Annotated in this window: 23 protein-coding genes and 3 pseudogenes; 18 read left to right on the top strand and 8 right to left on the bottom strand. The window is 74.2% G+C overall.

Features of this window, described 5'->3' with window-relative positions; all coding sequences use genetic code 11:
- Both MTQ10_RS08955 and MTQ10_RS08960 read left to right on the top strand, forming a co-directional pair.
- Positions 1–726: pseudogene (locus MTQ10_RS08955) on the top strand (cellulose-binding protein); the annotation flags it as partial.
- Between the two features lie 245 nt (positions 727–971).
- The gene (locus MTQ10_RS08960) at positions 972–2117 is read left to right on the top strand and encodes a S1 family peptidase (RefSeq protein WP_247464311.1); all 1146 of its coding nucleotides are present in this window, start codon (positions 972–974) and stop codon (positions 2115–2117) included.
- Positions 2118–2186: 69 nt separating this feature from the next.
- Here MTQ10_RS08960 and MTQ10_RS08965 read toward each other — a convergent pair whose 3' ends face one another.
- Positions 2187–2711, bottom strand: coding sequence for a carboxymuconolactone decarboxylase family protein (locus tag MTQ10_RS08965; RefSeq protein WP_247464313.1), 525 nt, complete (start codon positions 2709–2711; stop codon positions 2187–2189).
- 7 nt (positions 2712–2718) lie between these two features.
- On the opposite strand from MTQ10_RS08965, the gene MTQ10_RS08970 reads away from it, so the two are divergent.
- From MTQ10_RS08970 to MTQ10_RS08990, 5 genes are all read left to right on the top strand, one after another.
- Positions 2719–3273 (top strand): MarR family winged helix-turn-helix transcriptional regulator, encoded by a 555-nt coding sequence (locus tag MTQ10_RS08970; protein WP_247464316.1) that lies wholly within the window; start codon positions 2719–2721, stop codon positions 3271–3273.
- Between the two features lie 98 nt (positions 3274–3371).
- Entirely contained in the window at positions 3372–3875 is a 504-nt protein-coding gene (locus MTQ10_RS08975; protein ID WP_247464319.1) for an SRPBCC family protein, read from the top strand.
- The gene (locus MTQ10_RS08980) at positions 3868–5487 is read left to right on the top strand and encodes a phytoene desaturase family protein (RefSeq protein ID WP_247464320.1); all 1620 of its coding nucleotides are present in this window, start codon (positions 3868–3870) and stop codon (positions 5485–5487) included. The genes MTQ10_RS08975 and MTQ10_RS08980 overlap by 8 nt, the downstream gene beginning before the upstream one ends.
- A gap of 67 nt (positions 5488–5554) precedes the next feature.
- Positions 5555–6010 carry a hypothetical protein gene (locus MTQ10_RS08985; protein WP_247464323.1) on the top strand — a complete coding sequence of 152 codons (456 nt, stop codon included), beginning with the start codon at positions 5555–5557 and terminating at the stop codon, positions 6008–6010.
- 83 nt (positions 6011–6093) lie between these two features.
- Positions 6094–6579 (top strand): MSMEG_6728 family protein, encoded by a 486-nt coding sequence (locus MTQ10_RS08990; RefSeq protein WP_247464325.1) that lies wholly within the window; start codon positions 6094–6096, stop codon positions 6577–6579.
- Between the two features lie 42 nt (positions 6580–6621).
- On the opposite strand, the gene MTQ10_RS31275 is transcribed toward MTQ10_RS08990, so the two are convergent.
- The 5 genes from MTQ10_RS31275 to MTQ10_RS09010 all read right to left on the bottom strand — a co-directional run bounded on the left by MTQ10_RS31275 (position 6622) and on the right by MTQ10_RS09010 (position 10175).
- Positions 6622–6750 carry a hypothetical protein gene (locus tag MTQ10_RS31275; RefSeq protein WP_282611962.1) on the bottom strand — a complete coding sequence of 43 codons (129 nt, stop codon included), beginning with the start codon at positions 6748–6750 and terminating at the stop codon, positions 6622–6624.
- A gap of 205 nt (positions 6751–6955) precedes the next feature.
- Complete coding sequence (locus tag MTQ10_RS08995; protein ID WP_247464327.1) at positions 6956–7408, bottom strand: DUF7144 family membrane protein; 453 nt, start codon at positions 7406–7408, stop codon at positions 6956–6958.
- 36 nt (positions 7409–7444) lie between these two features.
- Positions 7445–7897 (bottom strand): SHOCT domain-containing protein, encoded by a 453-nt coding sequence (locus MTQ10_RS09000; RefSeq protein WP_247464329.1) that lies wholly within the window; start codon positions 7895–7897, stop codon positions 7445–7447.
- Positions 7898–8092: 195 nt separating this feature from the next.
- The gene (locus MTQ10_RS09005) at positions 8093–9469 is read right to left on the bottom strand and encodes a hypothetical protein (RefSeq protein ID WP_247464332.1); all 1377 of its coding nucleotides are present in this window, start codon (positions 9467–9469) and stop codon (positions 8093–8095) included.
- A gap of 25 nt (positions 9470–9494) precedes the next feature.
- Positions 9495–10175, bottom strand: coding sequence for an HdeD family acid-resistance protein (locus tag MTQ10_RS09010; RefSeq protein WP_374117587.1), 681 nt, complete (start codon positions 10173–10175; stop codon positions 9495–9497).
- Between the two features lie 370 nt (positions 10176–10545).
- Here MTQ10_RS09010 and MTQ10_RS09015 point away from each other — a divergent pair, with 370 nt between their 5' ends.
- Both MTQ10_RS09015 and MTQ10_RS09020 read left to right on the top strand, forming a co-directional pair.
- On the top strand, positions 10546–11964 hold the full coding sequence (locus tag MTQ10_RS09015) for a DUF2252 domain-containing protein (protein ID WP_247464337.1): 1419 nt from the start codon (positions 10546–10548) through the stop codon (positions 11962–11964).
- Between the two features lie 209 nt (positions 11965–12173).
- On the top strand, positions 12174–13037 hold the full coding sequence (locus tag MTQ10_RS09020) for a YhjD/YihY/BrkB family envelope integrity protein (protein WP_247464340.1): 864 nt from the start codon (positions 12174–12176) through the stop codon (positions 13035–13037).
- Between the two features lie 39 nt (positions 13038–13076).
- Here the strand turns inward: MTQ10_RS09020 and MTQ10_RS09025 are convergent, their stop codons facing one another.
- Positions 13077–14984 carry a glycoside hydrolase family 15 protein gene (locus MTQ10_RS09025; protein ID WP_247464343.1) on the bottom strand — a complete coding sequence of 636 codons (1908 nt, stop codon included), beginning with the start codon at positions 14982–14984 and terminating at the stop codon, positions 13077–13079.
- A gap of 321 nt (positions 14985–15305) precedes the next feature.
- Here MTQ10_RS09025 and MTQ10_RS09030 point away from each other — a divergent pair, with 321 nt between their 5' ends.
- The 8 genes and pseudogenes from MTQ10_RS09030 (at position 15306) to MTQ10_RS09065 (ending at position 24765) form a co-directional block, all read left to right on the top strand.
- On the top strand, positions 15306–18011 hold the full coding sequence (locus MTQ10_RS09030; RefSeq protein WP_374117586.1) for a LuxR C-terminal-related transcriptional regulator: 2706 nt from the start codon (positions 15306–15308) through the stop codon (positions 18009–18011).
- Between the two features lie 107 nt (positions 18012–18118).
- Positions 18119–18628 (top strand): annotated as a pseudogene (locus MTQ10_RS09035) (hypothetical protein); the annotation flags it as partial.
- Between the two features lie 131 nt (positions 18629–18759).
- Positions 18760–18945: pseudogene (locus tag MTQ10_RS31455) on the top strand (hypothetical protein); the annotation flags it as partial.
- A gap of 357 nt (positions 18946–19302) precedes the next feature.
- Entirely contained in the window at positions 19303–20982 is a 1680-nt protein-coding gene (locus tag MTQ10_RS09045; RefSeq protein ID WP_247464347.1) for a multicopper oxidase family protein, read from the top strand.
- Between the two features lie 163 nt (positions 20983–21145).
- Positions 21146–22135 (top strand): aldo/keto reductase, encoded by a 990-nt coding sequence (locus MTQ10_RS09050; protein ID WP_247464349.1) that lies wholly within the window; start codon positions 21146–21148, stop codon positions 22133–22135.
- Positions 22136–22438: 303 nt separating this feature from the next.
- Positions 22439–23518 (top strand): zinc-dependent alcohol dehydrogenase family protein, encoded by a 1080-nt coding sequence (locus MTQ10_RS09055; RefSeq protein WP_247464351.1) that lies wholly within the window; start codon positions 22439–22441, stop codon positions 23516–23518.
- Positions 23515–24186: a helix-turn-helix domain-containing protein gene (locus tag MTQ10_RS09060; RefSeq protein WP_247464353.1), complete on the top strand. Its 672-nt coding sequence runs from the start codon at positions 23515–23517 to the stop codon at positions 24184–24186. Before MTQ10_RS09055 ends, MTQ10_RS09060 begins: the two co-directional genes overlap by 4 nt.
- A 120-nt stretch (positions 24187–24306) precedes the next feature.
- Positions 24307–24765, top strand: a complete 459-nt coding sequence (locus MTQ10_RS09065) for a pyridoxamine 5'-phosphate oxidase family protein (protein ID WP_247464355.1) — start codon at positions 24307–24309, stop codon at positions 24763–24765.
- 137 nt (positions 24766–24902) lie between these two features.
- On the opposite strand, the gene MTQ10_RS09070 is transcribed toward MTQ10_RS09065, so the two are convergent.
- Entirely contained in the window at positions 24903–25562 is a 660-nt protein-coding gene (locus tag MTQ10_RS09070; protein ID WP_247464360.1) for a CBS domain-containing protein, read from the bottom strand.
- A gap of 385 nt (positions 25563–25947) precedes the next feature.
- Between MTQ10_RS09070 and MTQ10_RS09075 the strand changes: the two genes are divergently transcribed.
- On the top strand, positions 25948–26820 hold the full coding sequence (locus tag MTQ10_RS09075; protein ID WP_247464357.1) for a universal stress protein: 873 nt from the start codon (positions 25948–25950) through the stop codon (positions 26818–26820).
- The last annotated feature ends 113 nt before the right edge of the window (positions 26821–26933 follow it).

The following is a 26933-nucleotide window of genomic DNA, read 5'->3' on the forward strand; positions in this document are numbered from 1 at the left end:
GGGATAAGAGACAGCACCACGACCCCGCCGCCGAGCGCGGACTGCGGCAGCGCCGTCTTCTGCTCCGATTTCGAGGACCAGACCGGCACCACCCCGTCCGGCGACTGGCGGTTCACCGCGCCCGACTGCCAGGGCGCCGGAACGGCCGTCGTCGACGCTGCGGTGGCGCACAGCGGAGGCAAGTCGCTGCGCGTCGACGGCAAGGCGGGCTACTGCAACCACGCCTTCGTCGAGGCCGCGTCCGACCTGTCCACCGTCGGCCCGGTGATGTACGTACGCATGTGGGTACGGCACACCACCGCCCTCCCCGCCGCCCACGTCACCTTCGTCTCCATGCCCGACTCCTCGCAGGCCGGCCGCAGCCTGCGCGTCGGCGGACAGAACAGCGCCCTCCAGTGGAACCGGGAGACCGACGACGCGACCCTGCCCGCCCAGAGCCCCGCCGGAGTGGCCCAGAGCCGGCCGCTGCCGACGGGCAGCTGGCAGTGCCTGCGGTTCGCCATCGACACCAGCGCGCCGAACCTGGACACCTGGCTCGGCGACGAGCAGATCCCCGGCCTGCATGCCGACGGCGTCCCCACCCAGGACATCGACCAGCAGTGGCTGGCCCGCACCACCCCGCCCCGGCCGACCGCGCTCCGTCTGGGCTGGGAGAGCTACGGGACGGGTGACGACACCCTGTGGTTCGACGACGTGGCCGTCGGCTCCTCGCCCATCGGCTGCTGAGACCCGCCGCGAACAGGAGCGGTGGCCCGCCGCGCGGGCCACCGCTCCTGATGGTTCGTCAAGATGCTCCCGGATGCGTCCGGTTGGGGTTCACATGAGTTCCCGCGGGTCGGATCCGCTTCAGGTATGGACCAGTTGGCCTGCGTGGCAGTACCTTCCTGGCTGAGGTTGAGAGCGCTCTCACCGTCCGTCCGTCTGCCGTCAGCGGCCGACGTGTCCCCCACCGAACGGAAGGAAGCCCTCCCATGCGTCACACCCGTTCACGCGGCGCCGCCGCCCTGCTCCTCGCCCTGGGAGCGAGCGCCGCGGCCCTCGTCCCCACGGCCCAGGCCGCCCCGGCCGCAAGCTCCGCCACCCCGGAGATGTCGCCCGGGCTCGTCCAGGCCATGCAGCGCGACCTGCATCTGACGGCGGACCAGGCCGAGCGACGGCTGTCCCAGGAGCGCGCCGCGGCCGATGCCGACCGCCGGGCCAGAACCATCGCCGGCCAGGCCTACGCGGGCAGCTGGTTCGACGGCCGTACCGGAAGGCTGACCGTCGCCGTCACCGACACCTCCCTCGCCGGGAAGCTGCGCGCGGCCGGTGCCGACGTCACCCGGGCCCAGTACTCCGCCTCGCGGCTCGACGCGGTGAAGAAGCGTCTCGACGCGGCTGCGGCCCCCGACGGTGTCGCCGCCTGGCGTGTGGACCCGAAGGCGAACCGGGTGGTCGTCGACGTCGTCGCGTCCCGGCGAGGGGACAACGATGTCAGCCGGTTCGTGCGGAAGGCGCTCGAGGCCGGTCCCGTACAGGTCCGCGAGGTCGCCTCGGCCCCGACCACCTTCGCCGCCGGGACGGTCGGCGGCGATCCCTACTACACCGGCAACGTCCGCTGCTCCATAGGCTTCTCCGTCGAGGGCGGCTTCGTCACCGCGGGGCACTGCGGGCAGCCCGGCGCGGCGGTCAGCGGCTGGGACCATACCCCGATCGGCTGGTTCCAGGGCTCGTCCTTCCCCGACAACGACTACGCCTGGGTGAGCGTGGGCAGCGGCTGGTGGACCGTGCCGGTCGTCCTCGGCTGGGGCACCGTCCCGGACCAGCTCGTGCGCGGCTCCGGCGAGGCGCCGGTCGGCGCGTCGATCTGCCGCTCGGGCTCCACCACGCACTGGCACTGCGGGACCGTCCTCGCGAAGAACGAGACGGTGAACTACAGCCAGGGCGCCGTCCACCAGCTCACCAGGACGAGCGTGTGCGCCGAACCCGGCGACTCCGGCGGCTCCTTCATCTCCGGAGACCAGGCGCAGGGCGTCACCTCGGGCGGCTGGGGCAACTGCTCCTCCGGCGGCGAGACCTGGTTCCAGCCCGTGAACGAGATCCTCGACCGCTACGGCCTGCGCCTCCACACGGCCTGAGCACCGAGGCACCCGCCGGACCGGGCGGGTGCCTTGCCCACCCGCCCCTCGCGCGGCCGTACGTCGCCGTCAGGCGGCCCCGACCATGCGGTTGGCGAAGGTCGACATCGTGTACGTGCCGATGCCCAGGACGACCTCCAGGGCGTTGCGCTCGGTGTAGCCGTGGCCGAGGAAGGCCGTGAGGCGGTCGTCGTCCACCGCTCCGGCGGAGGCGAGGACCTCCAGGGTGAACGTCCGGATCGCGGCGAGGCGCGCGTCGTCCGGCGCACGGTCCTCACGCAGGGCCCTGATCAGATCGGGCGCGGCGCCGAGCCCGCGGAGCTTGCCCGTGTGCATCGCGACGCACACATGGCACCGGTTGCGGACGGCCACCGTCATGATGACGACCTCCCGCGCGACCGGGTCGAGCGTGGAGCGTTCGAAGCTCGCGCTCGCCGACAGGAAGCCGTTGAGCAGATCGGGCGAGGTGGCGAGCCGGGCCACGGCGTCGGGGATCGCCCCGCCGAGCGTGCCGGCGACCCGGCGCATCGCCGGGCGGGACTCCTGAGGGGCGCTCTCCGGCGTGTGCGCGGGAAACACGGTTCCTCCTAGCATCGTCAATATGGTTGACGATCAGATGGTAAACCAGGTTGACCGATCTCGGGAAGGTGCGGCGCAGGAGCCCGGGGGAGCGGGCGTGCACTCCGGCCGGCCGCGCGCCGGGTACGAACTGCCGCTGCTCCTCTTCGCCGGCTTCCGCACCCTCATCGACGCGCTGCACGCCGAACTCGCCCGGCAGGGACACCCCGACGTCCGCCCCGCGCACGGCTTCGCCCTCCAGGCGATCGGCCCGGACGGAAGCGCCGCCAGCGACATCGCCCGCCGCCTCGGCATCTCCAAGCAGGCGGCGGGCAAGACCGTCGACCGCCTCGTGTCCCTGGGGTACGCCGAACGCACCGACGACCCCGCCGACGCCCGCCGCAAACTGGTCCGCCTGACCGCACGCGGCGTCGACGTCCTGGCCCGCTCCGCCGCCGTGTTCGACCGGCTGCGCGCCGACTGGGCCGCCGTACTGGGCGAGGAACGGCTGGACGCCCTGGAGGACGGCCTCGCGGCCGTCGTCGCCCCCGGCGCGTTCCGCCTCGACGCGGCCGGCTGGATCGGCGCGACCATGTGAACCGCCACGGCCGCCGCGGTTGGAACCGGCGCCCGCGGGGCACCCGGCAACCGCCGGCCGAGAGGGCCGGCACTCCCCACCGTCGTACGGAGGCGCTCGTGGCCGTCCGCCATCGCCTGATCAGAACCCGGCCCGAGGTCGTCTGGGACGTCCTGGCCGACGGAGTGAAGTACCCCGAGTGGGTCGTGGGACCGTCCGCCGCGCAACCGGTGCGCGGCCGGTGGCCGCACAAGGACGCGGCGATCCGCTACGCGGTGCCGATCGGCCCGGTCCGGCTGTCCAACGAGACGGTCGTACGCCGCTGCGAGGAAGGCGTGAGTCTGGAACTGGAGGCCCACGCCGGGCCCCTCGGCACCGCGCGTATCGCGATCGAGGTGAAACCGTGGGGCGAGCACACCCTGGTCGTCGTGGACGAGCACCCCCTGCGCGGCGCCGGCGGCTTCCTGCACAACGCGGGCTTCGAAGTGCTCATCCAGCTCCGCCACCGCGCCATGCTCGCCCGCCTCGCCCGCCTGTGCGAGAGCCGCGACGACCCCGGCCCCGGCCCGGCCGCCCGCACCGCCGGAGCCTCCGCCGGCCGCGCGGGGAGCGGGCATGCCTGACGCCGTCGTCATCGGCGCCGGACCCAACGGCCTGGTGGCGGCGAACCTGCTCGCGGACGCCGGGTGGAGCGTGGAGGTCCTGGAGGAGCAGCCGGAACCCGGCGGGGCCGTGCGCCACGACAGCGGCGTGCACCCCGGCTACGTGCACGACCTGTGCAGCTCCTTCTACCCCCTGGCCGCGGCGTCGCCCGTCGTGACCGGGCTGCGGCTGGAGGAGCACGGGCTGCGCTGGAGCCACGCCCCCGGCGTGGTCGCCCACCCCCTCACCGACGGCACCTGCGCGGTCCTCGACCGCGACCTCGACACCACCGCCGCCTCCGTGGACGCCTTCGCACCCGGCGACGGGGCCGCCTGGCGGCAGCTCCACGACCTGTGGCAGCGCCTGCGCACCGACATCCTCGACGCCCTGTTCACGCCGTTCCCGCCGGTGCGCGCCGGGACCCGCCTGGCGCTGCGGCTGCGCGCGGCGGGCGGTCTGCGCACGGCACGCTCGCTCGTCCTGCCCGTGCGCCGGCTGGGCGAGGAGGAGTTCCGCGGCGCGGGCGGGCGGCTGCTGCTGGCCGGCAACGCCCTGCACGCCGACCTCGCCCCCGAGGCGGCCGGCAGCGGCGGCTACGGCTGGCTGATGGCGATGCTCGGCCAGACGTACGGCTTCCCCGTGCCCGTCGGCGGCGCCGGAGCCCTCACCGGCGCACTCGTCGGCCGGCTGCGCGCACGCGGCGGACGCCTGCGCTGCGGACAGCGCGTCGACAGGATCGTCGTACGCGGCGGACGTGCCGTCGGCGTGCGCACCGCCGACGGCGAGCCGGTGGCCGCACGCCGGGCCGTCCTGGCCGACGTGACGGTGCCCGCGCTGTACGGCGAACTCGTCCCGCCCGAGCATCTGCCGCCGCAGCTGCTCACCGACCTGAAACGCTTCCAGTGGGACTTCGCCACCTTCAAGGTGGACTGGGCGCTCACCGGCCCGGTGCCCTGGCAGGCGGAGCAGGCACGGCGCGCCGGCACCGTCCATCTCGCCGACGGCGTCGACGAACTCACCCGGTTCGCCGCACAGCTCGCCGCCGGGCGCGTGCCCGACCGGCCGTTCCTGCTGTTCGGGCAGATGACCACCGCCGACGCGAGCCGCTCCCCGGACGGCACCGAGTCCGCGTGGGCCTACACCCACGTCCCCCACGACGTCCGCGGCGACGCCGCCGGCGAAGGCATCACCGGCCGGTGGGACACCGACGACCGGGAACGCATGGCCGACCGGGTCGAACGCCAGGTGGAGCGCTTCGCCCCCGGCTTCCGCGCCCTGATCCGCGCCCGGCGTGTCCTGGCCCCGCCGACCCTCCAGGACCTCGACCGCAACCTCCGGGCGGGCGCCATCAACGGCGGCACCGCCGCCCTCCACCAGCAGCTCGTCTTCCGCCCCCTGCCCGGCAGCGGGCGCCCCGAGACCCCCGTCCCCGGCCTCTACCTGGCCTCCGCCGGCGCCCACCCCGGCGGGGGAGTGCACGGCGCCCCCGGCGCCAACGCCGCCCGCGCCGCCCTGCGCCGCAACCGCCCGCCGGGCCGGGCGGCCCTGCAACGCGTCCTCGCGGGCAGGAACCGCGCGGGCGACCGACGCTGACAGCGCAGCGGAACCGGACACGGCCGACCCGCACGACACCGGCCCACGACCCACCCGAAGGAGCACCATGCAGGAGCACCCCGACGGCCCCGACCGGCAGCACCGCCGCCCCGACGGAGTCGACGACACCACCGTCGAAGCCCTCGGCGCGCTCTCCAAGGCCCTGGAGACCACCGAACGGGCCCGAGGCCGTCTCTACGACTTCCACCAGATGACCGGCACCGCCGACTTCCAACTGGAGCGCGCCGCCGACCTGCTGGAGGAGGCGGGGCACCCCGAGTGGGCCGAGAAGATCCGCTCGGAGATCATCGGCCGCAACGTCATCCCCGGCCACTGGACGTTCCAGATCGTCGAACGCTACGACGACACGTACTACGGCCCGTTCCGGGAACTCGAGGCCACCTGCACCCGGGAACTGGCCCAGGGGCGGCGCCATCTGTACGAGGCGGAACTGAAGGAACAGCGCCGCACCCGCGGCCGGCCCGGCCACGCCGCCGGACCACCGGCGACCGACGAGGAGTGACCGGCCCCCCGACCGGCCCCGACCGGCCCCGGCCGGCCGCGCGGCCCGCCCGGACACCCCCGACACGAACGGCACCCCCCGGCATGCAGACCTTCCTGACCCACCCCGACTTCCACCGCTCGGCCCTCGACCTCGACCGACGCCGCCTCGGCAAACAGCGCGTCGAGGCACTCCAGGTGCTGCGCGGACTGACCGTGCCCGGCTACGGCTGGCGCCGGCACCCCGCCGTACGCATGTGGACCGGGTACGAGGAGGCCCTCGTACGGTACGGCCTCGAAGTGTGCCGCGTCTGGCGCGACCAGGGACACCAGGACAGCTGCGCCGCCTCCATGGTCGCCGGATTCGCCGCGCACCACCCGGGCCGGCCCGTGCGCGACCAGCCGGAACTCGCCGAGGCCGGAGAGCTGCCGCCGTGGCTGGGTGACCCCGCCTTCCACCGCAGCCACCGCTCGGCCCTCGTCCGCAAGGCCCCCGACCTGTACGCGGCCCGCTTCCCCGGCGTCCCCGACGACCTGCCCTACGTCTGGCCGCTCTCCGACCGCGACCCCGAGAACACGACCGCCTCCTGAGCCGCCCCCCACGCAGGCGCGCCCCGGACCGGCAGCGGCGGATCAGTGGCCGGCCCCCGACGCCCGCTCCGTCGCCCGCCCTGTGGGCCACGACAGCTCGATCCCCGGCTCGACCTCGCCGTCCTCCAGCTCGACCTCGACGTCGGCGCGAACTTCGTCGGGGACGCGCACCGTGAGCGTGCCGGGCCGAACTCCGGCTCCCCCCGCGCCGCAGCGCCGCCGCCACCGCCTCCGACCGGTCGGCGGCCTGAGCCCGTGCCGGCGTGCGCCGCTGGGCGAATTCGAGATCCCGTACCACAGCCTCCTCGGCCGTACGGGCGGCGGGCGGTGCCGTCACCGTCGCCGCCCGCCGCGGCGCCCGCCCGGCGTTCTCACGTCACCTGTCGCCCGGCGGCATCGTGTCGAACGGGTCGCCGAAGTCCTCCTTGCGGGCGACGCACAGGCCCCAGATGATGAAGCCGGACATCGTGATCATGATGACGGACCACACCGGGTAGTACGGCAGCGACAGGAAGTTGGCGATGATGACGAGCCCGGCGATGCCCACACCCAACACCCGCGCCCAGGTCGCCGCCTGGAACAGGCCGATGCTGACGATCACCGCCACCACACCGAGGGCGAGATGGACCCAGCCCCAGCCGGTGAGATCGAACTCGAACACGTAGTTGCGGGTGGTGAGGAAGACCTCGTCCTCGGCGATCGCCATGATGCCGCGGAAGACGGCGAGCAGGCCGACGAGGGAGAGCATGACGGCGGCGAACGTCATCAGGCCCGCGGCCCACGCGAATCTCGGTGAATGCGTCGTACCGTGCGCATGTGTGGCGGTCATCGTGTTGCCTCGCTTCCTGGTGCGGCCGGTGAGGGCTCAATGGGCGGCGGACGCGTTCGTCGAGCCGGACGCGGCAGGAGCGCTGCCGCTCAGGACGAGGTTCTTCGCACGGCTGAACTCCTCGTCGGTGATGTCGCCGCGGGCCCGCATGTCCGACAGCTTCGCCATCTCGTCGGCGCTCGTCCGGACGCCGCCGTCGCCCGCGGTCTGCCGGATGTAGTCCTCGAACTGCGCCTGCTGCGCCCGGGCGTGGGCGATCTCGCGATGGCCCATGCTCCTGCCGCGAGCGATCACGTAGACGAAGACGCCGAGGAACGGCAGCACGACGACGAAGACCAGCCAGCCGGTCTTGCCCCAGCCGCTCAGTCCGTCGTCACGGAAGATGTCGCCGATGATCCGGAAGAGCAGCACGAACCACATGATCCACAGGAAGAACCAGAGCATGGTCCAGAACATGCTGAGGAGCGGGTAGTCGTAGGCGAGTTCCATGGGGTGCTCATCTCTCTTCGCTGTTCCGGGCGGTCGGTCCTCCGCCGTCTCGGGCTTGTCTCAGCGTGCACAGTCGCCGGACGGGCGGCCTCACCCCGCGCGGGTGAGCCCCCGACTCCGCCCGCCCCACGGCCGCGCCCCGTGGCTCGGCCGTGCCGCTCACCGCGCGCGTCGCACGCCCCCGCCGGTCCCGTGTCACGGCACCGCCGCATCCGGCCGCGGCGCGGGCCCACCCGTCCTCCCGCCCGCGGCCGAGGCCAGCACCGCCAGCACGACGAGAACCAGGACGACCAGGCCGGCGACGAGGGCGACCGCGCCCACCGTGGGCCGGTTCCACAGCAGCAGGGCCAGCGCTCCGAGCCCGAGGACGACTCCCGTGGTCTCCGGGCGGTGCCCGTCCAGCCAGCGCCCCGCCGCCCCGGTGTCCGCACCGGCGCCGCGCAGCGCGCGCCCGCCCGCGCCGGCCGCCCGCCCGGCCAGGGAGCGCACACCGCGCGCGACCCGGCTCGGCCCGTACAGATACGCGGCCAGCGCCGTGACCACCGCGAGCACCAGCAGCGTGCGGGTGCTGTCGCGCAGGAAGCGGACGAAGGTGTCGTACACGACCGCGGCGGCGTTTGCCGGCAGGACCGTCGCCGGCACGGAGTCCAGGTAGACGCGCCGCACGACGGCCAGGCCGACCAGCAGCACCACCGTCATCACGGCGACGCCGCACGCCGTCACCAGCAGCATCGTGCGGTGGGCCGGAGCGACCCACACGGCGAGGGCCGCGAAGGCCAGAGTGATCGCGGGCAGCCATGCGCCCATGACGTCCAGCAGCCGCATCGCGTCCTGCGCCTTGGACAGCTCGTCGGTCCGGAACAGGGTGATCCGCCGGTCGGGCGCCGGGATGGCGGCGGCCTTCTCGAACCCCTGGTCGACGAGCCGCTGCTTGACCTGGTCGACGACCGTGCCGAGGTCCAGGGTGACGGTGTCGCCCTGCGCCCGCACGGCCCGGCTGTCGTCCCCGGTGAGCATGCCCACGACGCCCGCGTGGGCGCGCCGGTTGGCGCCCACCCACGCCTGCTCGAACGTGTCGCTGCTGACCACGCGCTGGACGATGCCGTGCACGGCGTTCGTCAGCGCTCCCCGCAGCGGCCCGACGAGGGCCCCCGTCCGGTCCACCACGGTCGGCGGCGCCCCGGCGTCCGCCAGCGACTTGCTGAGCGCCGCGACGACCGACTCGACGTCCACCTCGGCCACGACACGGGCGGTCAGCCGGTCGGTGACGACCTGCTGCACGGCCGGCTCCCCGGCCAGCGGCGCCACCGTCCTCACATAGCGGTCGGTGTCGGTGACCGTGTCGTCCACCCAGGCCGCGACCAGCGCCGGCGGTGTCAGCAGCAGTGCGACGAGCAGCAGCACGGACGCGCCGATCGAGCGCGACGTACGGTGCCGTACGGCGGCGGCGTGGCGCAGCCGTCGGTAGTCGGCGTGCTCCTCGGGGCCGAGGACGACACCGCCGCCGGCGTCCGGGACCTTGCCGCCGGGACGGTCCGGCCCCGGTCCGCCGGGGTGCGCGTGCGGGGACATGGCGACCTCCTCGGCCGGACCGGCCTCACACCGGCGCCGGATGCGGCCCGGCACCGGAGCGGGCCCGGCCCACGGCCGACCGCCACACCAGCGCCAGTACGAGTTCGGCGACCCCGAGCAGCACCAGCCACAGGCCGAGCAGCCGCGTCAGCGCCACCGCGGACTCCGACGGCAGCGCCAGCACGATCACGCCGGCCACCACCCCCAGCGCCGAGACACCGAGGACGAAACCGCGGTGCGGCATGCCCTTGGCGGCCAGCGCGGCCCACCCCGTCAGCAGGCCCGTCACCAGCCAGACCGCGCCCGTGATCAGCGAGAGCGCGGCGATCGTCTGCAACGGATGCCGCAGACACAGCACCCCGGCCAGGATGTACAGCACGGCCACGAACAGGCCCGTGTGCCGGTCGCCGTGCTCCCGCGCGAACGCGGCGACGAAACGGAAACCGCCCGTCACCAGCAGGTACAGGCCGATCAGCACGGCCAGTACGTGCAGCGTCCCGTCCGGCCACACCAGGACCAGGACACCGGGGACCAGCGTCCCCACCGCGGAGCCCAGCAGCCACGTCCAGGAACCGCCGAGCCGGGCCAGCCGCTCCTCCGGCCCGGCCCCGGCGGTCCCGCCCGCCTCCAGCGGCCCGTCCGTCTCCCCTCGTCCGTACGGTTCGGCCGGGTCGTACGGTTCGGCCGGTCCGTCCGTGGAGGACATCTCCGCCGGTCCCTGCGCGGACGCCGCCCCGCCTCCGCCCCCGCTGCCCCGGGAGTGGTGGCGGTACGGCTCGGACCTGCTGGTCGGTGCCGGGCCACGGGAAACGATCATGGCTCCTCCTCGCAGGACGCGGTCCGGCACCGGACCGCCACGGGCGGCGGGTCCGGGGTTGTCGCGCCGCCGTCGCCCGGCCAGCGTGCAGCGCCACCCCCGTCCGCCGGGTCACCCCTCACGGGTGATCCGGGCAGGCCGCCGCCACGGTGGGCTGTTCCGTACGGAGACCGCGGACCCCGGACCACGGCACGCGCACCGGCCGCGACCGCCGTGCCGAGGGTGCGCGCGGCGGACCGGACGAGCAGAAGGAACGCCCATGACGACACAGCTCGGCGAGCCGCCCACGGCCGCCGCCCTGACCCCGCCCGAACGCGCTGCGCTCGGCCGTGACGCCCGCAGACGCGCCCCCCGCTCCTGCCACGGCTGGTTCGAGGCGGACGGCGAGCGGCCCGACCCCGTCGCGGTACTGGAACGCCAGTCCGCCACCCGGGTCCCGGAACTGGTCCCCGTCCGCTACGGCCGCATGCTGGAATCCCCGTTCCGTTTCTACCGGGGCGCCGCCTCCCTCATGGCGATGGACCTCGGCCGCCTGCCCAGCACCGGCCTGCTGGTGCAACTGTGCGGAGACGCCCACCTGCTGAACTTCCGGATGCTGGCCTCACCCGAACGGCACCTCGTCTTCGACATCAACGACTTCGACGAGACCTTCCCCGGCCCCTTCGAATGGGACGTCAAACGGCTCGCCGCCTCCTTCGCGATCTCCGGCCGTCACAACGGGTTCGACACCGCCGAACAGGACGACTGCGTCCGCGACTGCGTCCGCGCCTACCGCACCCGTATGCGGGAGTTCGCGAAGATGCCCACCCTCGACGTCTGGTACGCCCAGGACGACGTCGACCGGATGAGGGCACTGCTCGCCTCCTCGGTCAGCAAGGAGGTCCGGCGCCGCACCGCCGCCGCGACCGCGAAAGCCCGCACCCGCACCCATATGCGGGCCTTCGCCGAACTCACCCGGGTCACCGCCGAGGGCCGCCGCATCGCCCCCGACCCGCCCCTCGTCACGCCGCTGCGGGACCTCCTCGACGACCCGTCCGACGACCGCCAGGAGAAAGAACTCCGCGGTGTCGTGGAGGGGTACGCGCGCACCCTGTCCTCCGAACGCCGGTTCCTGCTGCGCCGCTACCGGCTGGTCGACATGGCCCGCAAGGTCGTCGGCGTCGGCAGCGTCGGCACCCGCTGCTGGATCCTGCTCCTGCTCGGCAAGGGCGACCACGATCCGCTGCTGTTGCAGGCCAAGGAGGCCCAGGAGTCGGTGCTCGCCGCGTACACGCCGGGAGTGCGGTACGACAACCAGGGACGCCGTGTGGTCAGCGGACAGCGACTGATCCAGACCACCAGCGACATCTTCCTCGGCTGGACGCACGCCACGGGCCTCGACGGCGTCGGCCGTGACTTCTACGTACGCCAGCTGTGGGACTGGAAGGGCATCGCCCGCCCCGACACCATGGACCCGGACCTGATGCGCCTGTTCGCCCAGCTGTGCGGGGCGAGCCTCGCCCGGGCCCACGCCCGCTCCGGCGACCCGGTGGCGATCGCCGCCTACCTCGGCGGCAGCGACCGCTTCGACAGCGCGCTGGCGGCGTTCGCGCAGGCCTACGCCGACCGGAACGAGCGGGACGCCGACGCGCTGGCCGTGGCCGCCGCCACCGGCCGCGTCCGGGCCCGGACCCTGTGAGCGGTCCCGGCGGCCGGTGCGACACGGGCCGCACGGGGCCGGTCGGCTGAACACACCTCGCGCCGCGCCCGGCCCGGACCGCGCGGCGGCTACGCTCGGCCCGTTCCCCGTGCCCGCGCGCCGAGGAGGGCAGAACGACGGCCGGCCGTGATCGCGAACGTCTGCGCAGGACACTGACGTTCTGGCTGCGTCCCGCCTTCGCGCTGCGCGTGCTGAACCGCTTCCAGAGCATCGTCGGCTTCGACCGCTCCATGGCACTGGCCTCCAGCGCGTTCACGGCGCTGATCCCGCTCGCCCTGGTCGCAGGCGCCGTCCTCGGCAGCCTCGTGCACATCGACCCCGCCGAGCGGATCATCCACCGCTACGACCTCAGCGGTGCCGGCGCCCAGGCCGTCACCTTCCTGTTCTCGCCCGCCCCCCACGACACCGCGACCACCGGCGTGTTCGGGCTGCTGTTCCTGACGATCTCCGTGCTCAGCTTCGCCCGGGCCGCGCAACGCCTCTTCGAACAGACCTGGGAACTGAGACCGCTCAGCGTCCGCAACTCGCGCAACGGCCTCTACTGGATCCTCGGACTGGGCGCGTACGCACTGATCAGCGGCTGGATCACCGCCGCGCTCGGCGGCTGGGCGGCCGGCCTTGTCGCTTTGCCCTGCGAGGCCGTCGTCGCGGTCGGCTTCTTCACCTGGAGCGGGCGGGTGCTGTCGGCGAGGCGGATCGAGTGGCGCGATCTGATCCCCTTCGGCGTCATCGGCGCCGCGCTCACCGCGGTGTACTCCTGGGGCGCGGCCCTGTACCTGCCGCGTCTGTTCAACTCGTACGCCGACCGCTACGGCGTCGTCGGCGGTGTCTTCGCGCTGCTGTCGGCCCTGTTCGCGGCGATGCTCGTGCTCGTCGCCTCCGCCGCGCTGGGCCGCGAGATCGCGGACGAACTGACCCGGATCGGACAGGGCCGGCGGCCGTCGGAGCACGAGGTGCGGCAGGAGTGGGAGAACCTGGTGCGGCAGACCCGCTCCCACTGGGAGTCGGTCCGCGAGGACGTCTCGCGGCGCACCAGGCGTGCCCGCGGCTGACCGGCACCCTCCGCGCGGCGCCCGGCCCGCCCCCGCGGGTCAGTCGCGGCCGGGGTCCTCCTCGGTGCTCTCGTCCGGCACGGTCAGGACGGGACCCACCGGACGGCGCCACCGGTCCAGGCGCGCCGTGCCGCCGGCACGGGCCAGCTCCTCGTCCAGCGCCATGGCCGCCGTGACCAGCGCCAGATGGGTGAACGCCTGCGGGAAATTGCCGAGTTGCTCACCCGACGGGCCGATCTCCTCGGCGAACAGGCCGACATGGTTGGCGTACGTCAGCATCTTGTCGAAGGCGTACCGGGCCTGGACGAGCCTGCCGCTGCGGGCCAGTGCCTCCACGTAGAAGAAGCTGCACAGGTTGAACGTGCCCTCCGAACCGCGCAGTCCGTCGGGGGAGGCCGCGGGGTCGTACCGGTAGACCAGGCTGTCGCTGACCAGTTCGGCGTCCATCGCGTCGAGCGTGCTCAGCCAGTCCGGGTCGTGCGGCGACAGGAACCCCACCTTCGGCATCAGCAGCAGCGAGGCGTCCAGCACCTCCGTGTCGTAGTGCTGCACGAAGGCCTGCCGTTCCGGGTGCCAGCCGCGCTCGATGATCTGCTGGAACACCGCGTCCCGCACCCGTGTCCAGGCGGCGGTGTCGCCCGGCCGGGAGAACTTCCGCGCGGCCTTCACGGCCCGGTCGAACGCCACCCACGTCATGAGCCGGCTGTAGGTGAAGTTCTGCCGCCCACCGCGTGTCTCCCAGATGCCCTCGTCGGGCCGGTCCCAATTCTCCGCGAGCCAGTCCAGCACCTCCGTGAGAATCCCCCAGCCGCGGATGGCGCCGAAGTCCCCGCCGACGAGCAGCGCGTCCGCCGCCTCGCCGTAGATGTCCAGCTGCAACTGGTCCGCCGCCGCGTTGCCGGCCCGCACCGGACGGGAGCCCCGGTAGCCCTCCAGATGGTCCAGCACCTCCTCGGAGAGGTGAGGGTCCCCGTCCACGCGGTACATGATCTGCAGCGGGTCGCCGTTCGCGTTGCCGCGGGCCTCGACACGGTCGCGCAGCCAGTGCCGGAAGGCCTGCGCCTCCTCCACGAACCCGAGGTCGATCAGCGCCCGCACGGAAAGCGAGCCGTCGCGGACCCAGGTGTAGCGGTAGTCCCAGTTGCGCTCACCGCCGATCTGCTCGGGCAGCCCCATGGTGGCGGCGGCGATCGGCGCGCCGGTCGGCGCGTACGTGAGCAGCTTCAGGGTGATCGCTGAACGGTTCACCATGTCCTGCCAGCGGCCCCGGTAGGTGCACGCGTCCAGCCAGGAGAACCAGAACGCGCAGCACGCCTCCAGTTCGCCGATGACGCCCTCCAGCGAGGGACGCGCGGGGACGGGATCGCCGCCCGGCGTGCTGGTCAGCACGACCGCCGCCGCCTGCCCGGCCGTCAGCGTGAAACGAGACACGACGTCGTCGCCCTCCGGCCGCAACCGGACACCGGTCGTGGACTGCACGTACAGGTCGGTGCCCGGGCCGCGGAACACCGCCGTGCGGTCGTCCGCCGGTGTCAGCCGGTGCGCACCGCGCCCGTAGTCGAACCGCGGCCGGCACACCAGGACGAACGGCAGGGCGCCGCGTACGACGCGCGCGATGCGCACCACGCGGTGCCGGCCCTGTGGCCGCGCCGAGTCCAGCGGAACCATGAAGTCGGCGACCTCGCCGACCCCGTCCGGACCCATGAACCGGGTCACCAGGACCGCCGTGTCCGACAGATACAGCTGCCGCACCGTCGCACCTGACGGCAGGTCCGCGGCGAGCCGGCAGTGCCCGCCGCGCTCGCTGTCCAGCAGCGAGGCGAACACGCTCGGCGCGTCGAAGCGGGGCGTGCACCACCAGTCGATGTCTCCGGCCGAGGAGATCAGCGCGGCTGTCTGGAGGTCGCCGATCATGCCGTGGTCGGCGATGGGCGGGTACTCGTTCACGGTGGTCCTCCGGCTCGCGGACGTGCGTGCGGCACGGTGCCGGGGCGGCCGGCACGCCCTCAGCGTGGGATCCGGCCCGGCGCGGCGGCATCACCCACGGCGGGTGAGGGCCCTCGGGCCACGCCCCGCTGTGCTCCGCGGCGGGGCACGCGCACCCTCGAGCGCCGCCCACCGCGCCCGGAGCGCCCCGCGGCACCCGATGCGCGCGCGGGGCCGCCGTGTCCGTACGGCTCCTCAGGGAGACCGCCGTGCCCTCGGGCGGGCGCGGGACCGCCGGGCGGGGGCGAGGGCCGTTCGGCCCCTGGGTGGCGGGTAGCCGGGATGCCAGGGTGTGATGGAGAAGTAGCGCGGGCCGGCCACTGCGACCCCTGGGTGGTGAGAGCTGTGGCAGCTGACGACGAGATCCCGCGGCATCCCGCCGCACGGGACGTCGATCCACTGGGTGATCCCTTCCTGCGTACCCGTTTCGCCCTGCCCGCCAGACCGGTGACCTTTCTGCACCGCGGGCGGCTGGCCGGCCGGCTCCGGGACGCGGCGGCACCGCTGACGCTGGTGGAGGGCGCAGCAGGCGCCGGCAAGACCCTGCTGGTCGCCGACTGGGCGGCCGGCCTGGACCGGCCGGTCGCCTGGCTGACGGTGGATTCGGGAGTCGGCCGGCCCGGCATGTTCTGGGCCCACGTCATCAAGGCACTCCGGACCGCGCCGGTGCCGCTGCCCGGCGACATCGGCTTCCCCACCGACGGCCGCCTTGCCGATCGCGCCCTGCTCAACCGGCTCGCGTCCGCCCTCAGCGGGCACGGCGCGGGCGTGACGCTCGTCATCGACGAGTACGACAAGGCCGCGCCCGAGGTCTCCGAACAGCTGGCGTTCGTGCTGCGGCACGCGGCGCCGGGCGTGCACCTGGTGCTCGTCACCCGTACGGAACCGCCGCTGCCGCTGCACCGCTACCGCGCGGCCGGTGAGCTCACGGAGATCCGCGACGCCGATCTGGCCTTCACCTCCGCCGAGGCGGCCGAGCTGCTGGTGCTGCACGGCCTGCACGTGCCGGGCGCGGTCGTGGACGACCTGGTCGAGCGCACCCGCGGGTGGGCCGCTGGCCTGCGCCTGTGCGCGCTGGCCGCGGGACAGAGCCCGGACCCGGAACGGTTCCTGAAGGAGTTCGAGGCCGGGCACAGTGCCGTCGCCGACTTCCTGCTGGCGGAGGTGCTCCAGCGGCAGCCCGCCCCCACACAGGACCTGCTGCTGCGGGTCAGCGTCCTGGAACGGTTCTGCGCCGACCTCGCCGACGCCCTGACCGGCCGGACCGACGCCGCGACCGTCCTCGCCGGCCTGCACCACGCGAACGCCTTCGTCGAGGACCTCGGCCACTCCTGGTACCGGCTGCACCCCCTGTTCCGGGAGATCCTCCGCGTCCATCTGCGGGAGCGCTGCCCCGGCCTGGAACCGGAACTGCACCGGCGGGCCGCGCACTGGCTGCGTGGATCGGGAGCGCTGCCGGAGATGGTCAGTCACGGTGCCGCCGCCGGCGACTGGGAGTTCGTCGCCCGCGCCCTCGTCGACGACCTGGCCATCGGTCAGCTGTTCACCGGCCTGTGCTGCGACGACTGGGCCGGGTTGCTCGCCGGCATGGAACCCGCCGGCACACTCGAGACCGACCTCGTGCAGGCGGCCTGCGACCTCGCGCGTCACGACGTCGACCGGGGCCTCACCCGTCTGCGGCACGCCGAGGAACACCTGGCCGCCCGTGACGAGGACGTTCCCGCGGCGCGGCTGAGCTGCGCGATGCTGGAGGCCCTGGCGGCCCGCCTGTCCGGCTCCCTGAGCGGCGCCGAACAAGCGGCCCGCACCGCCCGGGAACTCCAGCGGGAGGTCCCCGGACATCTGCTCGACCGGCACCCGGAACTTTCCGCCCTGCTGCTCACCCACGTCGGCTCGGCCCGCCTGTGGGCTGGGCGGATGCAGGAGGCGCGCGCCGCCCTGACCGAGGTGACCGGAGACAGCAGCGGAGCACCGACCGCGGTGCCCCGGCAGGAGTCCCTGGTGCATCTCGCGCTCATCGACTACCTCGACGGCTGGCCCGGCAAGGCGCAGCGCCACGTGTCGGCCGCACGCGCGGAGTCCGAGCGGTTCGCCCTGCCGGAGCACGCCGACTCCGGCCTGGGCGAAGTCGTCCTCGCGGCGGTGGCCGTCGAACGCGACGAACTGGAACAGGCCCGCGCTCTCCTCGACCGGACGCACGGCTGCGGGGCGCCCGACCCGGTGACGGCGGCGGGCAGGTCGCTGGTGACGGCCCGGCTGCTGCTGGCCCAGGGCCGGGCCCGGGCCGCGCTGGCAGCCGCGGCCACCGACATGCCGGCGGACACCGCCTCGCCCTGGGTGCAGGGGCACATCGCGCTCGTCGCCGCGGGCGCCCATCTGGCCGAGGGCCGCCCGGAGGCCGCCGCGGAGGTGCTGAGGAGCCTGTGCGCCGTGCAGCCGGCGTGCGCGGTCGGCACGGCACGGGCCCACCTCGCGGCCGGCGATCCGGCGACGGCCCTCGGCGTGCTCGACGCGATGCCCGGCGCCCAGCACCTCGGCCCCGCCGTGCGCGTCCGCGCCACGCTGGTGCGGGCCCAGGTCGCGTACGCCGCGGGCGACGAGCCCACCGCGCGCCGGCTGCTCGCCGACGCGCTGCTGGCCGGGCGCCGCGACCGGCTGCGTCGGCCGTTCCGGGAGGCCGGTGCCTGGATCGTGCCCCTGCTGGTCCGGCCGCCGCTGCGGGAGCTGGCCGCCGGATGGCTCGCACCGGGGGACGCGGCGCCCGGCGGGGAGCAGCGCCCCGTGGCCGTGCTCGTCGAACCGCTGAGCGAGCGCGAGCACGATGTGCTGCTGCGGCTCGCGGGGATGATGTCCACCGAGGAGATCGCCGCCGACCTGTTCGTGTCGGTGAACACGGTGAAGACGCATGTGAAGAACCTCCACCGCAAGCTCGCGGTGAACCGGCGCACGGACGCCGTACGCCAGGCCCGCCGGCTGGGCATCCTGTGACGGCCGGACCCCGCATCGCCCGCCGGGGGTGAGGCGCAGCGGCCCGCGTGTCGGCCGGGACGGGACGGGCGGCGTGCTCGACGTCACGCCCCCGGAAACGCGGCGCCATGGTGGACCCCGCCGTCGCCGCCCTCCGCAGCCGCCGCAGGGAGCGGCGCTCGCACGCCGACCGCACCGGCGGCGTCCACGGCCTCCTGCCGGCCGCCACCGTGCTCATCGGCGCGGACACGGGGGGCTCCTTCCCGCGTGTGCAGGTGGTGGCGGTGCTGCTGAGCGGGGTGGCGTTCTTCTTCGCGCATGTCCACGCCCGGCCGTTCGGGGAGCGTGTGGCGGAGCACTTGCTGGACCGTCGTACCGTCCTGCACGTGTGCCGGGAGGAGCGGCCGATCGTCAAGGCGGCCGTGCCGCCCGCCGTGGCGGTGGCGGTGAGCCCGCTGCCGGGGCTCGATGTGTCCGGCACCCTGTGGTTCGCGCTCGGCGTGGCGTCGACCGGGCCGGTCGCCTGGTCCCTGGCGGCGGCTCGGCGGGCGGGCGCCTCGGGCCGCATGCTCGTTCTGACCGCCGTGGTCAATCTGCTGCTCCGCCTGCTGATCATCTCCGTGAAGCTGTTCGTGAAGCTCCGACCGTCGGCGGGGCGGGACGGCGCCGGGTCACCTCGGCGGGGTGAGGCCCGGCCCCGCCCGCTGACGCAGCATCGCAGGCAAGGGCGCTGTGCGCCGGTCCCGGCAGGCCGTGGGAGGACTGATCCGTGCGCTACGAGATCCGCGTCGAGGGGAACCTGTCGGACACGATGGCCAAGGCCTTCCCCGAGCTGGGCCACGTCGTGATGTCCGGGCAGACGGTCCTGTACGGGCCCGTCGTGGACGAGGCCCAGCTGTACGGGCTCCTGGCCCGCTGCCGCTCGCTCGGCCTGCACGTCCTGGAGATGCGCCGTGCCCGAATGAGCCCCGCCCCGGCCGCCGTACACCTCGGTCCGCGCCGCTCCGGAAGGACGCGAGCGGCCGGCGGGCGGCGTCCGGCGACGACAGCAGGGCGTGCATCTCCGCCGGCATCCGCGCCGCCGCTCCGGCACGCTCGGATGTCTCCCGCTCGTTCTCCTCGACGGCATCGCCGCCCGCACCGCACGATGACGCGACCGGGCCGCACTGCCGTCGGTCGCGGCCCTCGAGGACCCGGACGCGGCCCTCGAGGACCCGGAGCGCGACTCCCGCGTCCCTCCTGACGATGCGTCACACCTCGCCACGGCACGACATCGACGGGTGCTTTGATCTTTCTGTCTATATTGCCCCGTATGGGAGAAGATCCAGGAATCAGCCGCCGCTCGCTCGTCAAGGCACTCCCCGTCGCGGGACTCGCGGCGATGACCGGCGGACTGCTGGGACACCGGCCCGCCGCAGCCGCACCGATGCCCTTCCCGCAGCCCGCGGTCACCACGGCACGACGCCTGCCCGGCCGGGCCAGAGCCCTGCTGGAACAGACGCTCGACGTCCGCTGGACGGACGTCTCCGTCCCGGGCCACGGCACCTTCACCACACGCGCCTACAACGGGACGCTCCCCGGCCCGACCCTGCGCCTGCGACCCGGCGACACCCTGCGCCTGACCCACGTCAACGGCCTGCCGCCCAACCCTCCCCACACCGGCGGCCACAACGTCCCGCACCACCCCAACAGCTTCAACGTGCACACCCACGGCCTGCACGTCTCGCCGTCCGGCCTCGCCGACAACGTACTGCGCGCCTTCACGCCGCGCACCGCCGAGGAAGCCGACGCAGGCGCGCCCGAACCGCGCTACGTGAGCGTCATCGACGTACCGCCCGACCACCCGGCGGGCACCTACTGGTACCACCCCCACCTGCACGGCGCCCTCGCCGAGCAGATCGCCGGCGGCATGGCCGGGGTCATCGTCGTCGAGGGCGACGTCGACGAGGTCCCCGAGATCCGCGCCGCCGACGACATCGTCGTGTGCGTCAACGAACTGAAGACCAAGAACGGCAAGGTGCCCTCCTTCACCTCCAGCGACTGGCTCAACGGCGTCGCTTCCGTCTTCACCGTCAACGGCACGGTCAACCCCACGCTCCGGATGCGCCCCGGCCAGGTGCAGCGCTGGCGGCTCGTCGCCGCGACCGCCTTCAGCGCCCTGCGGCTCCGGCTCACCGGGCCCGACGACAGCCTGCCCCTGCACCAGATCGCGCAGGACGGCATCACCTTCGCCGCACCCGTCACCCTCACCACGCTCGACCTCGCCATGGGCAACCGCGCCGACGTGCTCGTCCGCGCGGAGGCCCCCGGCACGTACGAACTGCGCTCCAACGGCATCCCCGTACCGCTGATGACCGTCAAGGTCGTCGGCGAGCCGATCGACCCGCCGATGCCGCTGCCCGCCACCCTGCCGCAGGGCCGGCCCTTCCTCGACGAGAACGAGGTCGCCGGCCCCGAGGCGGACCGCGAGGTGGTCTTCCACGCCGACCCGCGCGCGTTCACCGCCCCGTTCCCCGCCGCCTTCCGCATCCTCGGCACCGGCGCCACCCCCGCCGCCGACCCCGACGGCGACCCCGTGCACGACACCGCCTACGGCCTGTACGACCCCGCGTACGTCAACCACACCCTGCGCCTGGGCACCGTGGAACGCTGGACCGTCCGCACCGACGAGACCGTCCCCGCGCACAGCCACCCCTTCCATCTGCACACCAACCCGGTCCTCCTCACCCACCGCAACGGCGTGCGCCTCGACCCGCCCGTCTGGCACGACACCATCGCCCTCTCCGGCGGCAGACCCGGGGAGTCGGTCACGTTCCTCGTCAAGTACGAGGACTTCACCGGACGCACCATCGCCCACTGCCACCAGCTCCTCCACGAGGACCTCGGCATGATGCAGACCGTCGAGTACGTCGACGGGACGGACCCCGCAGCGGCCGACGCCGGCAGCGGCCGGAGCACCGCCGCTTGCGCTGAAGCGCACTCCAAGTCGTAGCGTCGCCGACACCGCGCCCCGGACACGCCTCCGTGCACCGGCCCGGGCGCCGCCCGGCGGGCCCACGAGATGCCGGACCGCGCGATCCGTTGCTGGATGGATGAGGTCCGGCGCCGTCGTCCGCGCGGTGACCACGAGCGACACACGAAAGGTGGGACTCCGCATGAGGAAGCGCAGCCTGCGGGACCTCGAAGTATCGGCCATCGGCCTCGGCTGCATGGGCATGTCCGCGTTCTACGGATCCGCCGACCGGGAGGAGTCCATCGCGACCGTCCGACGCGCCCGCGAACTGGGGGTGACCTTCCTCGACACCGCACAGATGTACGGACCGCTGACCAATGAGTCCCTGGTCGGCGACGCCATCCGCGGACACCGCGACGACTACGTCATCGCCACCAAGTTCAACTACCGGATGGACGACGCCGTACCCGGCGACATCACCACCGTCGGACCCCAGGACGGCTCCGCCGAGCACGTCCGCAGCTCCGTACACGGCTCCTTGCAGCGTCTCGGCACCGACCACATCGACCTCTACTACCAGCACCGCGTCGACCCCAAGGTCCCCATCGAGGAGACCGTCGGCGCGCTCGGCGAACTCGTCGCCGAGGGCAAGGTGCGCCACATCGGCCTCAGCGAGGCGAGCGCGCAGACCATCCGGCGCGCGCACGCCGTGCACCCGATCACCGCCGTGCAGAGCGAGTACTCGCTGTGGACCCGGGACGTGGAGGCCGAGGTGCTGCCCACCTGCCGCGAACTCGGCATCGGCTTCGTGCCGTACTCGCCCCTCGGCCGCGGCTTCCTGGCCGGCCGGTTCACCTCGCCGGAGGACCTGGACATCGACGACTGGCGCCGCCAGAACCCGCGCTTCCAGGACGAGAACCTGGCCGCCAACCTGCGGCTGGCCGCCAAGGTCAAGCAGATCGCCGCCGAGAAGGACGTCACGCCCGCCCAGCTCGCCATCGCCTGGGTCCTGGCCCGCGGCGAGAACCTCGTGCCGATCCCCGGCACCAAGCGCCGCACCTACCTGGAGCAGAACGCCGCCGCCGTGGACATCACCCTCACCGAGGACGACCTGGCCCGTATCGACGCCGAGATGCCCGAGGCGGCGGGGGAGCGGTACGACGAGGCGGGCATGCGCTCGGTCAACCGGTAGACGCGAGATCCTTCCCCGGCTCGCGGCGGGACCCGGCGACCCGGCGACCCGGACGCCGGAACGAACGGGCGTGCGGGCTTCGGTACGGACGCCGGAAGGAACGGGCGTCCGGGCTTCGGTACGGACGCCGGAGCGAACGGCCGTACGGCTTTTCGTACGGCCACCGGAACCGACACCCGGATCGGCCCCGGTCGGCGCCCGGCCGGGGCCGATCGGCCCAAGCCCGGCAGCCGCGGCCCCGCACAAGCTGAGAGTGCGGGGCCGGTCCCGACGCCCCGCGCCGGACTCCAGGGAAGGATCATCATGAAGGGCTATGTGTTCCACGGCCCGGGCCGCGCCTCCTGGGAGGACGTGCCGGATCCGGCCGTCAAGGAGCCGACCGACGCGATCGTCCGGGTCGACGCTGTCACCATCTGCGGAACCGATCTGCACATCCTCAAGGGCGACGTCCCCGAGGTCCGCCCCGGCACCGTCCTCGGACACGAGGCGGTCGGCGAGATCGTGGAGACCGGCGCCGACGTACGGACCGTACGCCCCGGCGACCGGGTGCTGATCTCCTGCATCACGGCCTGCGGCCGGTGCGCCTACTGCCGCGAGGCGATGTACGGCCAGTGCCGCGGCGGCGGAGGCTGGATCCTCGGCCACCTCATCGACGGCACACAGTCCGAGTACGTCCGCGTCTCCCACGCCGACCTGTCGGTGCACCCGCTGCCCGCCGCGCTGGGCGACCGGGACGCCGTCCTGCTGGCCGACATCTTCCCCACCGCCTACGAGGTCGGCGTCCTCAACGGCCGGGTACGCCCCGGCGACACCGTCGCTGTCGTGGGAGCCGGGCCCATCGGGCTCGCCGCCATCGCCACCGCCCGCCTCCTCAGCCCCGAACGCATCCTCGCCGTCGACCCGGCCGCCTCCCGGCGCGACGCCGCACGCCGGCTCGGCGCCGACGCCGTCGCGGACTCCGCCGAGGCCCCCGAACAGCTGATCGCCGACCTCACCGACGGACTCGGCGCCGACGTGGTCGTCGAGGCCGTCGGCCTGCCCGAGACCTTCGAACTGTGCACCCGCATGGTCCGCCCCGGCGGCCACGTCGCCAACGTCGGCGTGCACGGCAGGCCGGCCACCCTGCACCTCGAAGACCTGTGGATCAAGAACCTCACCATCACCACGGGCCTGGTCGACACCCACTCCACCCCCACCCTGCTGCGCATGGCCGCCGCGGGCCGGCTGCCCACGCCGCAACTCGTCACGCACACGTTCCCGCTGGACCACATGGAACAGGCGTACGACGTGTTCGGCCGCTCGGCCGACACCGGCGCGCTCAAAGTGGTCCTCGCCCGGCAGCAGCACGAAGAGGTACCGGCACAGCGGGAAGGGGCGTCATGACCGGGCAGGCCACGCCGACGCCGCACGAGACACCCGTGGGCGACCTGGGACGCCGTATCGCACGGCGCCGGGCACAGCTGGGACTGACCCGCAAGGAGACGGCGATCCGCGCGGGCATGGCCCCGAGCTATCTGCGGCACCTGGAGGAGCACCCGGGTGCCGCGCCCTCCGCCGGCGCCCTGCTCAGACTGGCCGGCGCCCTGCGGACCACGGTCAGCGAACTCGCCGGCGGCACCACGGAGACAGCGCCCGGACCGGGCAGCGCCCTGCGCGACGCCCGGCTCGTCGCCCTCGGCCCCGACGAGTGCCGGCGCCTCCTCGGCACGCACGGAGTGGGCCGGCTCGTCGCCCCGCTCACCGACGAGATCCTCGCCGTCCCCGTCAACTACAGCGTCGTCGACGGCGCCGTCGTCTTCCGCACCGACCCCGCGACCGCGCCGGGCCGCGCCGCGGGCCGACGGGTGGCCTTCGAGGTCGACCGCATCGACGACGCCTTCGGCGTCGGGTGGAGCGTCCTGGTGCAGGGCACGGCCCGCACCGTCACCGACCCCGACGAGCAACGGACGCTCACCGCACGGGCGTACAGCAACCCGTGGGCGGGAGGCCCCCGCACCACGTGGATGCGCATCGACCCCGACGGCATCACCGGGCGCAGGATCGCGCGGTGAACCACACGTGAGGAACAGACCCGTCGTCCGGCGCCACCGGGCGCCGCGCCCCGCGCCGGCACCGGCCCGGGCCCGTCGGCGTGGAGGAACGGCGCCACCGCCGTGGCCGGAGGACGAGTTATGTATCGCAATGACGGATTCCGCGAGCTGGACCGAGACGAAAGCCTGCGGCTGCTCGCCGAGGCGCCCATCGGCCGGGTCGTCTTCACACGGCAGGCGCTGCCCGCGGTCCTTCCCGTGACGTTCCGGCTGGAGCCCGACGGCACCGTGCTGCTGCGCACCTCCGCCGCGTCCGAACTCGTCCGCGCCGTCGAGGGGGCCGTGGTCGCGTTCGAGGCGGACCACGTCGACGCCGTGCGCCGCACCGGGTGGAGCGTCATCGTCACCGGCGGCGCCTCCGTCGTCACCGACCCCGACGAAGTGCGCCGACTGCGCGCGGCCGGACCTCGCTCCTGGGTGCCCTCGCCGCGGGAGGCGTTCGTGCGGATACGGCCGGAACTCGTGACGGGGCGGGAGATCCTCGCGGTCGAGCGGAGCGCGCCGCGTACGGGACGGCGGAGCGCGCCACGTACGGGATGAGGGGAGAGCTCCCCACACGGCATGACCGGCGCTTCACGCACACGACGGCGGGGACGAGGGGGCGGGCCGGCCCCCGGATCAGCCCGTGGTGAGCCACCCTTCGCAGGGCGGCTCACCACGGGGGACGCTCCCGGCCGTCAGGAAGCGTCGTCGACGGGCGGATCCAGCTCGAAGCGTACGTCGACCACGCCCTCCACGGCCCGTGCCAGACGCGCGGCCACCGGGACCAGCGAACGGTCGCGGATCCGGCCGCGCAGCCGCACCACACCGTCGGTGACGTCGACCGCGACATCGGACTCCGCCCCCGGGAACAGGAAGGCGACGACCTCGCGCCGTATCCGACCGGCGATCTCGGCGTCGTCGCGCAGGAAGACCTTCAGCAGGTCGGCGCGGCTCACGATGCCCACCGGCCTGCCGTCGCCGTCGACCACGGGAAGACGCTTGACACGACCCCGGGCCATGGTGCGCGCCGCCCGCGCGAGCGGCGCTTCGGGCGCGACGGTGAGGGCGGGCGAGGTCATCAGGTCCCGCGCGCTGACCGATCCCGCCTTGGCCAGATCGGCCAGCCGGCGCGCCTGGGTGCGGCGGTCGGGGTCCGCGTCGTGGAACTCCTCCTTCGGCAGCAGGTCCGCCTCGGACACCACACCGATCACCCGCCCGGAACCGTCGACCACGGGCAGGGCGCTCACCCGGCCCTCGTGCAGGCTCCGCACGATGTCCTTGAACGCGGTGTCCGGCGAGACGGTGACCACCGCATGCGTCATCACGTCCCGCACGGTGTGCGCGGTGCCGGGCACGGCGGCCGGGCCGCCGCCCGAACCACCTTCGGTCACATGGGTGTTCATCGTCGGCCTCCGCTGCGACGGGGAGCGGACGGACCCGGCACACGCGCGGCCCGCCGGCCGTCCTGAGCGGGCGTCCGGACCGGGCGTCCGGCGGGGGCCGGCGACCCTCCCGGTACCGGTGCCGTCCTTCTGCCTCCACCGTCGCGCCGGGAGCCCCGGCCCACCATGGGCCGGTCGGGCCCCGTTCAGGACGTGCGGCCCCTGTGGGCGGCCCGGCGCCGCCATGAGGCTGAAAGGAGAGAACCAGCACAGGACGCGCACCTGGCGGATCCGCAGCCGGCCGGCACGCGGGTCCCCGAACCGGCTCCGCACCCTGGCAGACCGGAAGGTGAGGACGATGGAACTTCCCGTCATCGTCGGAGTGGACGGTTCCGGGCCGAGCCTGACGGCCACCGACTGGGCGGCCGACGAGGCCGCGCTGCGCGGCCTGCCGCTGAAAGTGCTGTACGGCTCGCGGTGGGCGTACTACGAGGGCCCCGCCCTCGCCGTGGACCTGGGCGGCCCGCCGGCCGTGGTCGGCGCCGACGACATCGTGGACGCCGCCGTGCGGCGCGCCCGGCTGCGCAGGCCCGGACTGGAGGTGACGGCCGACGTCGCGCCCGACGCGGCCGAGGAGCTCCTCGTGCGGGAGGGCAGGAACGCCGCCCTCCTCGTCCTCGGCGTCTCGGGACGCGGCGCTGCCGCCGAGAGGGTGCTCGGCTCGGTCAGCCTGACCGTGGCGGGGCGGGCCGACTGCGCCGTCGTCCTGGTGCACGGCCACGACGCCGGCCCCGAACCGCCCGTACCGGCCGACGAGCGTGTCGTCGTCGGCCTCGGCGGGGGCGCCGAGGAGGGAGCCGTCGTACGGTTCGCCGCCGAGGAGGCCCGGCTGCGCGGAGTGCCGCTGGAGGTCGTACGGGCCTGGAAGCGGCCGGCGTACGTGCTGCTGGGGCACCCCTTGTCCGGGACCGAACCCGACCGGGCCGAGGAGACGCGCGCGGTCGAGGCACTGGAGGCGGTGCTTGCGGAACTGCCGCCCGAGCTGAAGGTGTACGGCCGTACGGAGGAGGGCCCCGCCCGCCGGGTGCTGACGGCCGCCGCGCAGGACGCCGGGCTGCTGGTCGTGGGAGCCCGCCGCCGCGCCGACCAGCGCACCCCGCACCTCGGCCGGGTCGCCCACACGGTGCTGCACCGCTCCGCCTGCCCCCTGGCCGTCGTACCGCACCGCTGAGACTTTGCCGTCGGTCCGCACCGCCGAGACCCCGGGGCCGCACCCGCGCATCACGCCGGGGAGGCACAGCCCCGCCCCGGCGTGATGCGCGGGTGCGGCCCCGGGGTCTCGGC

The organism is Streptomyces sp. XM83C (assembly GCF_023072675.1).
GTDB lineage: Bacteria > Actinomycetota > Actinomycetes > Streptomycetales > Streptomycetaceae > Streptomyces > Streptomyces thermocoprophilus.